Source organism: Cupriavidus oxalaticus, assembly GCF_016894385.1.
Taxonomy (GTDB): Bacteria; Pseudomonadota; Gammaproteobacteria; order Burkholderiales; family Burkholderiaceae; genus Cupriavidus; species Cupriavidus oxalaticus.
This window is the reverse complement of sequence record NZ_CP069811.1, coordinates 2,390,524-2,402,646: the sequence shown is the minus strand read 5'-3', so window position 1 is coordinate 2,402,646 and position 12,123 is coordinate 2,390,524. Positions and strand designations below refer to the sequence as shown.

Annotated in this window: 10 protein-coding genes and 1 pseudogene; 3 read left to right on the top strand and 8 right to left on the bottom strand. The window is 67.7% G+C overall.

Annotated features, from left to right (window positions below):
* Positions 1-150: 150 nt before the first annotated feature.
* Together JTE92_RS10420 and JTE92_RS10415 are read right to left on the bottom strand one after the other, a co-directional pair.
* Positions 151-507, bottom strand: coding sequence for an ArsR/SmtB family transcription factor (locus tag JTE92_RS10420; RefSeq protein WP_063237295.1), 357 nt, complete (start codon positions 505-507; stop codon positions 151-153).
* Positions 479-940, bottom strand: coding sequence for an SRPBCC family protein (locus tag JTE92_RS10415; RefSeq protein ID WP_063237294.1), 462 nt, complete (start codon positions 938-940; stop codon positions 479-481). Before JTE92_RS10415 ends, JTE92_RS10420 begins: the two co-directional genes overlap by 29 nt.
* A gap of 268 nt (positions 941-1,208) precedes the next feature.
* On the opposite strand from JTE92_RS10415, the gene JTE92_RS10410 reads away from it, so the two are divergent.
* A complete protein-coding gene (locus JTE92_RS10410; protein ID WP_063237293.1) occupies positions 1,209-2,552 on the top strand; it encodes an aspartate aminotransferase family protein in 1,344 nt (447 codons plus the stop codon).
* Positions 2,553-2,704: 152 nt separating this feature from the next.
* Here the strand turns inward: JTE92_RS10410 and JTE92_RS10405 are convergent, their stop codons facing one another.
* The 5 genes and pseudogenes from JTE92_RS10405 to JTE92_RS10385 all read right to left on the bottom strand — a co-directional run bounded on the left by JTE92_RS10405 (position 2,705) and on the right by JTE92_RS10385 (position 7,534).
* Positions 2,705-3,808, bottom strand: a complete 1,104-nt coding sequence (locus JTE92_RS10405; RefSeq protein ID WP_063237292.1) for a methyl-accepting chemotaxis protein — start codon at positions 3,806-3,808, stop codon at positions 2,705-2,707.
* 167 nt (positions 3,809-3,975) lie between these two features.
* A complete protein-coding gene (locus JTE92_RS10400; protein ID WP_063237291.1) occupies positions 3,976-4,683 on the bottom strand; it encodes an anaerobic ribonucleoside-triphosphate reductase activating protein in 708 nt (235 codons plus the stop codon).
* A 19-nt stretch (positions 4,684-4,702) separates the two neighbouring features.
* Positions 4,703-4,876 (bottom strand): anaerobic ribonucleoside-triphosphate reductase, encoded by a 174-nt coding sequence (gene nrdD / locus JTE92_RS30615; protein WP_116319437.1) that lies wholly within the window; start codon positions 4,874-4,876, stop codon positions 4,703-4,705.
* Positions 4,873-6,597 (bottom strand): annotated as a pseudogene (locus JTE92_RS10390) (ribonucleoside triphosphate reductase); the annotation flags it as partial. The pseudogene JTE92_RS10390 and the gene nrdD, both read right to left, overlap by 4 nt.
* Positions 6,598-6,913: 316 nt before the next feature.
* A complete protein-coding gene (locus JTE92_RS10385) occupies positions 6,914-7,534 on the bottom strand; it encodes a flavodoxin family protein (protein WP_063237289.1) in 621 nt (206 codons plus the stop codon).
* Positions 7,535-7,838: 304 nt separating this feature from the next.
* Here JTE92_RS10385 and JTE92_RS10380 point away from each other — a divergent pair, with 304 nt between their 5' ends.
* Positions 7,839-10,025: a TonB-dependent receptor family protein gene (locus tag JTE92_RS10380; RefSeq protein ID WP_063237288.1), complete on the top strand. Its 2,187-nt coding sequence runs from the start codon at positions 7,839-7,841 to the stop codon at positions 10,023-10,025.
* A gap of 188 nt (positions 10,026-10,213) precedes the next feature.
* Complete coding sequence (gene mdtD, locus JTE92_RS10375; protein ID WP_116386969.1) at positions 10,214-11,599, top strand: multidrug transporter subunit MdtD; 1,386 nt, start codon at positions 10,214-10,216, stop codon at positions 11,597-11,599.
* A 27-nt stretch (positions 11,600-11,626) separates the two neighbouring features.
* On the opposite strand, the gene JTE92_RS10370 is transcribed toward mdtD, so the two are convergent.
* Positions 11,627-12,100 carry a hypothetical protein gene (locus JTE92_RS10370; RefSeq protein ID WP_147318599.1) on the bottom strand — a complete coding sequence of 158 codons (474 nt, stop codon included), beginning with the start codon at positions 12,098-12,100 and terminating at the stop codon, positions 11,627-11,629.
* Positions 12,101-12,123: the final 23 nt, after the last annotated feature.

Genomic DNA, 12,123 nt, shown 5'->3' with positions numbered 1-12,123 from the left:
CTGCGTGTTGCCGTTGTGGTGGGCGGGGGGCTTCCCAGTATAGCGGGGTGCGCGGGGGATTACATGTTGCGGTGTCGTCTACCAATCGTGTGCCCCCTCTCCCGCTTGCGGGAGAGGGGAGCAAACCGGCGGCGGGAGGCGCGTTGTCAGCTAATGTTCCGCCTCCACCGCCAGCTTCAGCTTGCCCAGCGCAAACTCCCACTGCCTTCCAATCGCCTCCAGCGAGCGCCGCGCCGCCTCGACCTGCCCGGGCTCGAACATCCACAGCCGCTCGCGCCCGGCCTTGCTGTCGCGTACCAGCCCCGCCTGTGACAAGACTTCCAGGTGCTTGGTCACCGCCTGCCGGGTCATGGCGCTGCCGGCGGTCAGTTGCGCGATCGACATCGCGCCGCCCGCGCATAGCGCCGCCACCAGCCGCAGCCGGGTCTCGTCGCCCAGCGCGGCAAAGACCGCGGCGGACTGCTGCAGATCCAGCGCTTCAGGCGCCGGTGACGTGCTTGCGGACATTCTTTACCTGTTCGTCCCAGCCGCCGCTGTTGATACGGAACGCTTCCATGCGGCGTTCGGGCGGGATCTGGTCGAAGCCCGACTCGACCACGGTCAGCATGGTGCCGCCGTCGACTTCGCGCAGCGTGAATTCCACCAGCGTGCTGGGTTCGCCGGAATAGTCGCGCCCGCGTTCCAGCGGCGCGGGGTGCCAGCGCCAGGACAGCAGCCTTTCCGGCTCGACGCGTTCGACCTGCACGTCGAACTTCAGGTACTCGTAGCCGGGGTAGGTGATGCTGCCGACGGCGCGCTGGCCGGGGGCGAAGGCGGCGCCGTCGAACTTGACGCCGAACCAGCTGCCGAAGGTATCGGCATCGGCCAGCGCGTGCCAGACGCGCGCCACGGGGGCTTCAATCAGGATGCTGCGTTCGATGCGGTCGGTTTCTGCGGGCATGTCCGGTCTCCTGTTTCGGGTTGATATGCAACCGTGTAGTTGCATGTTAGGAGACAGGGGGAGGGAGCGCAACCAAAAGGTTGCTGATGATGCGATCGCTAGCGTCCACCTCGCCGACCAAGGCCAGGCTGGCCGGGCAGGGGAGGCGCGCAACAACGTGTGTTTCTAGTTATTCGTACTGGGAAACAATTGTTGCATTAGCGGAAGACCTGACCCTATACTGGGCGCGCGCTTCCCGCATTCACCGGCCGCGTGCCTCGACACCATCATGACCCACGTATTCCATCGCAATCCGCGCCAGACACTGCCCGTCGCCGTTGCCGGGCAGGGGATCGAACTGATCGACAGCGAAGGCAGGCGCTACCTCGATGCCTCCGGTGGCGCTGCGGTGTCGTGCCTGGGGCACGCGCACCCGCGCGTGATCGAGGCGATCAAGGCGCAGCTCGACACCATCGCCTACGCGCATACCTCGTTCTTCACCACCGAGGTGTCGGAAACGCTGGCCGAAACGCTGGCGCAAGCCGCGCCCGGAGATCTCGACCACGTGTATTTCGTCTCGGGCGGCTCCGAGGCCGTGGAATCGGCGCTGAAGCTGGCGCGCCAGTATTTCGTCGAGGCGGGCCAGCCGGGCCGCCGCCATTTCATCGCGCGCCGCCAGAGCTACCACGGCAACACGCTCGGCGCGCTGGCGATCGGCGGCAATGCCTGGCGGCGCGAGCCGTTCCTGCCGCTGCTGGTGCCGGCGCACCACGTCTCGCCATGCTATGCCTATCGCGACCAGCAGGCCGGCGAGACCGACGCGCAGTATGCACAGCGGCTCGCCGACGAGCTCGAAGCGAAGATCCTGGAACTGGGGCCGGACACCGTCGCCGCTTTCGTCGCCGAGACGGTGGTCGGCGCCACCGCCGGCGCGGTGCCGCCAGTGGGCGACTACCTGAAGCGCATCCGTGCCGTGTGCGACAAGTACGGCGTGCTGCTGATCCTGGACGAGGTGATGTCCGGCATGGGCCGCACCGGTTACCTGTTCGCGTGCGAAGAGGATGGCGTGGTGCCGGATATCGTCACCATCGCCAAGGGCCTCGGGGCCGGCTACCAGCCGATCGGGGCGATGCTGTCGACGCGCCGCATCTATGACGCCATCGTCGGCGGCAGCGGCTTCTTCCAGCACGGCCATACCTACATCGGGCATGCCACCGCCTGTGCAGCGGCGCTGGCGGTGCAGCGCACGATTGCCGAAGACAGGCTGATGGCCAATGTGCTGGTCCGCGGCGAACAACTGCGTGCGCGGCTGCGCGAGGCGCTGGGCGGGCATCCCAACCTGGGCGACGTGCGCGGGCGCGGGCTGTTCGTCGGCGTGGAGTTTGTCGCGGACCGCGACAGCAAGGCGACGCTCGATCCCGCGCTGAAGACGCATGCGCGGCTCAAGTCGGCGGCGATGCAGAACGGGTTGCTGGTCTATCCGATGGGTGGCACGGTGGACGGCGTGCGTGGCGACCACGTGTTGTTTGCGCCGCCGTTTATCTGTACGGAGCTGGATATCGACAATATCGTGGGGCGCTTTGCCGAGGCGGTGCAGGCGGTGCTGCCGGTTGGGTTGGTCGCTGCGATGTAGGGCGTGGGCGCGGCGAGCGCCGCCTCGCCATCAAGTGCGGTGGTGCGCCAGCGCGCCGATACGCAAGCCTCCACCGCTGGCGACGGCTCTCCTCTCCCGCAACCGGGAGAGGGGAGCAAACCATCGGTAGGGAGGCATTGTCGCAGCGCCGTTCAAGCCTCCAGCTTGAACTCCCCCACCACCTGCTGCAACTCCGTAGCCTGCCCCGCCAGCGCACTCGATGCACTGGCCGCCTGCTCCACCAGTGCGGCGTTCTGCTGCGTCACGCTGTCCATCTGCGCCACCGCTTCATTCACCTGCGCGATCCCCGCGCTCTGCTGTTCCGAGGCCACGGTGATCTCGCCCAGCAGCGCCGTCACGCGGCTGACCGATTGCACGATTTCATGCATGGTCTCGCCGGCCTGGCCCACCAGCGCCGAGCCGCTGTCCACCTGCTGCACCGACGCATCGATCAGCTGCTTGATCTCCTTGGCTGCCGCTGCGCTGCGCTGCGCCAGCGTGCGCACCTCGCCCGCCACCACGGCGAAACCGCGGCCCTGCTCGCCGGCGCGCGCGGCTTCCACCGCGGCGTTCAGCGCCAGGATGTTGGTCTGGAAGGCAATGCCTTCGATCACTTCGATGATGTCGGTGACCTTGCGCGAGCTGGCGCTGATCGCCGACATGGTCTGGACTACGTTGCCGACCACCTCGCCGCCGCGTTCGGCGATCCCGGATGCGGCTTCCGCGAGGCCATTGGCCGCGCGTGCGCGTTCGGTGTTCTGGCGCACCATCGCGGTCAGTTCGCCCATGCTGGCCGCGGTCTGCTGCAGCGAGGCGGCCTGCTCCTCGGTGCGCTGCGACAGGTCGGTATTGCCGGCGGCGATCTGGTGCGAGGCCGCGCCGATGGAATCGGTGGCGGCCTTGATGCGCGTCACCAGGTCGGTGAGCATGTCTTCCATCTCGCCCAGCCCGCCCAGCAGCCGGCCGAATTCGCCGCCGCGCTCGGTCTCGAAGTCCTGGCTCAGGTCGCCGGCGGCCACCGTTTCGGCGATATAGACCGCTTCGGCCAGCGGCGCCTCGATGCTGCGCGCCAGCGCCCAGGTGGCCGCCACCGCCACCACCAATCCGGCCACGCCAAGCGCCACCAGCAGGGTGCGCGCGTTGCCGTCGCCGGCGCCCTGCATGCGCGGCAGCGCGATCGCAATGCCGACCGCCGCCAACGCCCACATGGCGCCAAACGCCGCGCCAAGCCTTATCCGTATCCCCAGACTCTGCATGTCTCCTCCGTTCCCCAGCTTTCCAAGTCGGCCGTTACGGCGCCTCGCCGGTGCCGGTTTGCCGGCCCGCACGCTTGACGCCTCAACCTACGGTTATCGACGCGAAAGGGCGGGGCTTGAGGGAATATTTGCGGTGTGGCGCCAAAGGTACGCGCAGGCGGCCCGGCTCAGCCTTCGCGGTAGCAGAACGTCTCGAACCATGACGCCAGCGCCTCGCGCGCCGGCGCACTCAGCGATGCGCCAGGCACGGCAGCGGTCCCCGTCCGGCAGGCCTGCACGGCATAGTGGCGCACGCCTTGTGCGGACAGCGAGCGTGCCAGCGCCAGCAAGCGCGGCTCGCTGAGACGGGCGGGATCCCACGTCGTCCGGCATTCGAACGGAACGCCGGCGCCGGGCAGCTGTGCCAGGCTGGCCTGCACCCGCGCCAGGCCGCCGGGCCGCCCGACCAGCGCATCGTGGCCGGCCGCGTCCGCCTTGATATCCAGCCCGACCCAGTCCAGCTGTGGCAACAGCGCGGCGAGCCGGTGCGGGTAGATGCCGGCGGTATGGAGTCCCACCTTGAAACCGAGCCCGCGCACCGCCGCGGCCAGCTCCGGCAGGCGCGCTTCGCTGAGCGGCTCGCCCCCGGAAAACACCACGCCGTCGAGCAGCCCGGCACGGGTCTTCAGCCAGTCCAGCACCGCTGGCCAGGCGTAGGCCGCATGGCGCCGCTGCAGGTGGGCGTTGTGGCAATAGCCGCAGCGCCACGGGCAGCCGGCGATAAACAGCACCGCCGCCAGTTGGCCGGGCCAGTCCACGCTGGAGAAGGGCACCAGCCCGGCGAGCGCCGGCCCGCCGCGCAATGACGCCGCTGGCGCCGGCGCGGGGATCGGCATGACCGTGCGGCAGGGGCCGTCAGCGGCAGGCGCTTTCGGTGAAGAAACGCCGCTCATTGAATTCCCCCTGCTTGCCGGTGTTGAAGGACGTCACGGGCCGGTGGTAGCCCATCACCCGGGTCCAGACCTCGCAGCGGGTACGCAGGGCGGGATCGAGGGCCGGCGTGGCTGGCTGGCGCGATTCGGTATTCATGAGAGCTCCTCTTCAGGTTGGGTTTGCGGCGCGCTGGCCGCGGCTGGGGTGCGTGCCAGCAGTTCGGCATCGCACCGTGGACAGAACTCGTGGCGCCCGCTCAGGTAACCGTGCTTCGGGCAGATCGAGAAGGTGGGTGTGACGGTGATATACGGCACGCGAAAGCGTGACAGCGCGCGCCGGACCAGCGCCTTGCAAGCCTGCGCGCTGGACAGGGCTTCGTTCATGTACAGGTGCAGCACCGTGCCGCCGGTGTACCTGCCTTGCAGCGCCTCCTGCATCGACAGCGCGGTGAACGGATCGTCGGTATAGCCCGCCGGCAGCTGGCTGGAATTGGTGTAGTAGGGCTGCCCGGCCGTGCCGGCCTGCAGGATGTCGGGCCAGCGCTTGCGGTCTTCACGCGCGAAGCGGTAGGTGGTGCCTTCGGCCGGCGTTGCCTCCAGGTTGTAAAGGTGGCCGGTCGCCTCCTGGAATTCGCCGATGCGCGCGCGCACATGGTCGAGCAGCCGCAAGGCCATGGCATGCCCGCCCGGCGTCGTGATGTCGTCGGCGTCGCCGGAGAAATTCCGGATCATCTCGTTGACGCCGTTGACGCCGAGCGTGCTGAAGTGGTTGCGCAGCGTGCCGAGGTAGCGGCGCGTATAGGGATACAGCCCCGCGTCGATGTAGTGCTGCACCACGCGGCGCTTGTCTTCGAGCACATCGCGGCCCAGCGCCAGCAGGCGGTCCAGTGCCGCCATCAGCCCGGCCTCGTCGTCGCGGTGCAGGTAACCCAGGCGCGCGCAGTTGACCGTGACCACGCCGACCGAGCCGGTCTGCTCGGCCGAGCCGAACAGGCCGTTGCCGCGCTTGAGCAGTTCGCGCAGGTCCAGCTGCAGGCGGCAGCACATGGAGCGGACCATGTGCGGCTCCAGGTCGGAATTGATGAAGTTCTGGAAGTAGGGCAGCCCGTAGCGCGCCGTCATCTCGAACAGCGGCTCGGCGTTGGCATGGTCCCAGTCGAAGTCCGGCGTGATGTTGTAGGTGGGGATCGGGAAGGTGAAGGCGCGCCCGCGTGCATCGCCCTGCATCATCACCTCGATGTAGGCGCGGTTGATCATGTCCATCTCCGGCTGCAGGTCGCCGTAGGTGAACGGCATTTCCTCGCCGGCGATATATGGCACCTGGCCGGCCAGGTCCTGCGGGCAGGTCCAGTCGAAGGTGAGGTTGGTGAACGGCGTCTGCGTGCCCCACCGGCTCGGCACGTTCAGGTTGAACACCAGCTCCTGCATCGCCTGGCGCACCGCGCGGTAGTCCATGCGGTCGTGCCGCACGAACGGCGCCATGTAGGTATCGAAGCTGGAAAACGCCTGCGCGCCGGCCCACTCGTTCTGCAGCGTGCCGAGGAAGTTGACGATCTGGCCGACGGCGGCCGACATATGCCTGGGCGGGTTGGCCTCGACCTTGCCCGGCACGCCGTTGAAGCCTTCCGCCAGCAACTGGCGCAGCGACCAGCCGGCGCAGTAGCCGGACAGCATGTCGAGGTCATGGATATGCAGGTCGCCGTCGCGGTGCGCCTGCCCGGCTTCCGGGCTGAAGATATGCGACAGCCAGTAGTTGGCCGTGACCTTGCCGGCAACGTTGAGGATCAGCCCGCCCAGGCTGTAGCCCTGGTTGGCGTTGGCGCGCACGCGCCAGTCGCGCTGGGCCAGGTATTCCTCCATGGCGCTGGCCACGTCGACCTGGCTGCCGGGCTGTGCCGGCGGTGGCGTGCCGGCTTGCTGTGCGTCGCGCATGCTTACCCCTTTATGTAGTGTGTGTTGCGAAGATTAGCACTACATATAGTGGTCGTGAGTGGCCGAAGTCAGGTGTTCGGCTCCCGGCTTGATGGCTGTCAACCGGCATGGCTGGCGCCGGGCCGGCGGGGACCGCGCTTGCGCGGGCGCAAAGCCATGCTGGCGGGCGGGACATTCCCGCTGCGGCGAACGCAGGTCCGCCAAAACGCAAACCGGCCCCGAAGGGCCGGCAGGCAGTTCACGCGTAACGCGTGGCGAAAGATCAGGCGGCTTGCTTCAGTGCTGCCAGCGCGCGCTGGCCGGCCACCAGTTGCTGCGCCACCTCCGCCACGCGCGCCCCCAGGTGCTCGGCGGTGCGCAGGTCGGCCGGCGGCGGCGCCACCTCGGCGCTGACATCGGCGTCGGACTGCGCGGCGGCGCCCAGGAAGAAGCCATGGCGGTTCAGCGAGTCTTCGGTCGACTTGGAGTTGTTGTGACCCGGAGGCAGGCCCAGGTTGACCCAGTGCATGCCGTGCTGCGCCGCGAAGATGGCGATCTGCTGCAGCGTTGCCAGCTTGTCGCCCGAACGCGAGGCGGCGTTGGTGAAGCCGGCCGCGACCTTGTTGGCCCACTTGCCGCCCTTGGCGAACACGTTGCGCGAGGTGGCGTCCATGAAGCCCTTGAACTGCGCCGAGGCGCTGCCCATGTAGGTCGGCGCGCCGAAGATGATGGCGTCGACCTGCTCCAGCGTGTCCCAGTGCTGGTCGATGTCCTCCACCGGAATCAGCAGGCTTTCGGCGCCCGCCACGCTGCCGGCGCCGCGGGCGACGGCCTGGGCCTGCCTGGCGGTGTGGCCGTAGCCGCTGTGGTAGACGATGGCGACGCGGGTGGGTTGGGTATGCATGGTGTCTAGTCCCTTGATTTTAAAAATCTGAATGACCGTTTGCTGCGTTGCGCTGTAGCGTGTCTGCCTTCTGCATCGCGGATTGTGTCGGCCGGTGAAGAGAGTTTAGGCAGACGGTTACCCCTGCGTGAGGCCATTCATGAAACAAGTTATTGAAATATTTTGAAGTTTCGATGGCGCCCTACTGGAGGATCTTCCATATAGCGCTATCCCGGGTTTTCCCCGCAGCGGCGGCCATGGAAAAGCGCCCCGGGACGCGATAAAGTCGCGGCACCACCACCTGTGGCCCACGCCCCCGACCACCATGAGACCAGGCGGCACGCAGCCTTCGTCGGTCATGCACCCGCGCCGTCCCTGCCTCCGCGTGCCGGCGCCCAGGGCATTGGCGCTGGCAGCCTTGCTGCTCACATGCGCCGGTGTGCGCGCCGCCGATCCGCCGGACAGCGCGATGGCCGCCGCCACCGGCGAAACCCTCCCCGACATCGTGGTCACCGCCACCCGCAGCGAGCAGCGCCGCTTCGACGCGCCCGCCGCGGTAGACAGCGTGCCGGTCGATCCGCTGCGCAGCGCCACGCCGCTGGTCAACCTGTCCGAGGTGCTGGCGGGTGTGCCGGGCGTGGCCGTGCGCGACCGGCAGAACTATTCGCAGGACCTGCAACTGGCGGTGCGCGGCTTTGGCACGCGCTCCACGTTTGGCGTGCGCGGCGTACGGCTCTATGTCGACGGCATCCCCGCGACCATGCCCGACGGCCAGGGACAGGCCTCCACCGCCGACCTGCCCAACGCCGGCCGCGTCGAGGTGCTGCGCGGCCCGTTCGCGCAGATGTACGGCAATGCCTCGGGCGGCGTGGTGCAGGTGTTCACGCCCGATCCGCCCAAGGACGGCTTTACCGCGCGCGCGTCGACCGGCTTCGGCTCGGACGGCCAGTGGCAGGCCGGGGTGGCGCTGGCCGGCGGCAACGAGCGCCTGGGCGGCTCGCTCGATGCCTGGACTTACCAGACCGACGGCTACCGCGTCCACTCGGCGGCGCGCCGCTACCAGCTCAATGCACGCGTGGTGGCGCAGCCGGCCAGCGGCACGCGCGTGACCGGCCAGTTCAACTACTTCAACCAGCCGCTGGCGCAGGATCCGCTCGGGCTGACACGCGCGCAGGCCGATGCCAACCCGCGCCAGGCGGTGCCGGCGGCGACCCAGTTCGACACCGGCAAGAACGTCGAGCAGGCGCAGGCGGGCGTGGTGGTGGAGCACCAACTGAGCGACATCGACAGCCTCTCGGGGCGTCTCTATGGCGGGACCCGCAACCTGTACCAGCGGCTCGGCTTCAGCGGCGCCGCGCCGACGTCGTCCGGCGGCATCGTCGACCTGGATCGCATCTATGGCGGCGGTGCGCTGTCCTGGAGCCGGCGCACCACCGCCAACGGCCTGCCGCTGCTGTGGACCGCCGGGGTGGAGGCCAACGGCATGCGCGACGGCCGCAACGGCTACGTCAACCAGGATGGCAGCCAGGGCGCGCTGCGGCGCGACGAGACCAATACCGCGACCGACCTGGGCGCCTTCGCGCAGGTCGACTGGACCTTTCACCCTGCCTGGCAAGTGGTCGGCGGCGTGCGCGCCAGCCGCGTGCGGCTCGGCATCGACGACCAGTTCATCACCGCGGCCAGCCCGGACGACAGCGGTACCGCCACCTACAGCAACGTCAGCCCGGTGCTCGGGCTGGTGTGGCATGCGCTCGATAGCCTGAACGTCTACGCCAACCTCGGGCGCGGTTTCGAGACGCCGACGCTGACCGAGGTCGCCTACGGTCCCGGCGGCGTCGGCAGCAACCTCGGCCTGCGCGCCTCGACCAGCCGCCAGGGCGAGATCGGCATCAAGTGGCAGGCCGACGGGCAGCGGCTGGAAGCGGCGCTGTTCGATGCCGACAGCCACGACGAAGTGGTGCCGCAATCGAACAACGCGGGCCGCACCGTCTACCAGAACGTCAACGGCGTGCGCCGGCGCGGTTTCGAGCTGGGCTGGCGCGGCGGCTTCCTGGGGCAGGTCGGCACGCCGGGGCAGGGCGGCGGCAGCCGCATCGAGGCCGGGCTGGCCTATACCTGGCTCGATGCCTATTTCGGCGATGCCTTCGTCAACGCGCAGGGTCAGACCGTGGCCGCGGGCAACCGGCTGCCCGGCACCGCGCGCCACAGCGTCAGCGCCGAGGTGGCCTGGCGGCCGCTGGCGCCGCTCACGCTCGGTGCCGAGATGCGCGTCGACAGCCGCGTCTATGCCGACGACCTCAACACCCAGGCCGCGCCCGGCTACGCGGTCTTCAACCTGCGCGCGGGCTATGAGTTCCGCATCGGCGCGGCCCGCGCCTACCTGTTCGGCCGCATCGACAACGTGACCGACCGGCGCTACATCGGCTCGGTGATCGTCAACGAGGCCAACGGGCGTTACTTCGAGCCGGCACCGGGCCGGCGCTTCTTTATCGGGCTGCGCGCGGCCTTGTAGGCTCGGCGTGCGGCGGTGGTGCGCCCAATCTCGTTGGATTGCCTGTTGCGCCATTGCCCTTTAAGGTGTTGGCTTTGGCCGCGTCCGCCTGCAGGCCGGCAGCGCGCCAGCCTGGAGTTTGCGTAATGACCGCGCCCCTGCCAGACGTTCCCGTCGTGCCGCCGTCGGACGACCGTACCCGCCGCATCATGCTATGGGTGGTGGCGGTCGGCTTCTTCATGCAGACGCTGGACTCGACCATCGTCAACACCGCCTTGCCGTCGATGGCGCGCAGCCTGGGCGAGAGCCCGCTGCGGATGCAGTCCGTGGTGATCGCCTACTCGCTGACCATGGCGGTGATCATCCCGGCCTCGGGCTGGCTGGCCGACCGCTTCGGCACGCGCACCGTCTTCCAGGCCGCGATTGGCCTGTTCGTGGCCGGCTCGCTGCTGTGCGCGTATGCGCCCACGCTCAACTTCCTGGTCGGCGCGCGCGTGGTGCAGGGCGTGGGCGGCGCCATGCTGCTGCCGGTCGGACGGCTCTCGGTGCTGCGCACCTTCCCGCGTGAACAGTACCTGCAGGCGCTGAGCTTCGTTGCCATCCCGGGCATGATCGGTCCGCTGATCGGCCCCACGCTCGGCGGCTGGCTGACGCAGGCGCTGTCGTGGCACTGGATCTTCCTGATCAACGTGCCCGTCGGCCTGCTCGGCGCGCTCGCCACGGTCCGCTATATGCCGAACGCGAAACTGTCCGGCATCGGGCGCTTCGACATCGCCGGCTACCTGCTGCTGGCCGTCGCCATGCTGGCGCTGTCCTTCTCGCTCGACGGCCTGGCCGGCCTGGGCTTTCAGCACGCCACCGTGCTGTTGCTGCTGATCGCCAGCATGGCCGCGCTGACCGCCTATGGCCTGCATGCCAACCGCCGCAAGCAGCCGCTGTTCCCGCTGCGCCTGTTCCGCATCCACAGCTTCAGCGTCGGCCTGCTGGGCAACCTGTTCGCCCGCATCGGCAATGGCTCGATGCCGTTCCTGATCCCGCTGACGCTGCAGGTCAGCCTGGGCTATTCCCCATTCGATGCCGGCCTGATGATGCTGCCCGTCACAGCCGCCGGCATGGCCTCCAAGCGGCTCGCCACCCGCCTGATCCAGCATCACGGCTATCGCCGCGTGCTGGTCTCCAATACGTTCGTGGTCGGCCTGGTGATGGCCGCCTTCGCGCTGATCACGCCGCAACTGCCGCTATGGCTGCTAATCCCCTTGCTGGCCGTGTTCGGCATGGTCAATTCGATCCAGTTCACGGCGATGAATACCGTGACGCTCAAGGACCTGAGCGGCGCCGGCGCCAGCAGCGGCAACAGCATGCTGTCGATGGTGCAGATGCTGTCGATGAGCCTGGCGGTGACGTCGGCGGGGGCGTTGCTGGCCACGTTCCAGCATCGGTTTGGCGGGGACACGGCAGCGGTGTTGCCGGCGTTTCATGCCACGTTTGTGTGCATGGGGCTGATCACTTGTGCGTCGGCTTGGATTTTCATGCAGTTGGGGCGGCAGGAGGTGGCGCCGGCGTTGCCGGTGAGGCATGGGGAGAAGGAGGTGTGAGCCGGTCTTATGAGTGGCTTCGGCAGGTTAGCGGTTCTCAATGAATTCAATGCTTTCCAGCAGTTTTCTGACCTCTGGTTCCACGCTTCTATGGTTGCCGGACAGGCTATCGACCACCGATCCTCCAATCAATACGTTACCCTCTGGGGAAACCAGGCAAAAAGATAGGTGACGTGCGCGTTTATTTTCATCTCCAAAAGTGTCGTCAATGGTGCTTATCGCCCCAGCGGCATTGATGCTTTTCATTTCACGTACAGTAAAGGATGTCTCTGGCGGCGCCCAATAATTCTGATCTGAATGCGGCCACTGCACCCAGTGTCCATTTTTTTGCACGAGACCAGAGAACCTCTTGCAGAATTCGTTTTTCCCCTTCGTGTCACATAGAAAGTCTATTATTACCGCATTTGGTAAGCTGGAGCGCTTCAGCTTCGCATCATAAATGGCGCTCGGTATATCTTGTTTAGGGTATTCACGAATTTCTCCTCCAAGTGAATCATTCAACTTGAATTTGCAGATTCCAACGT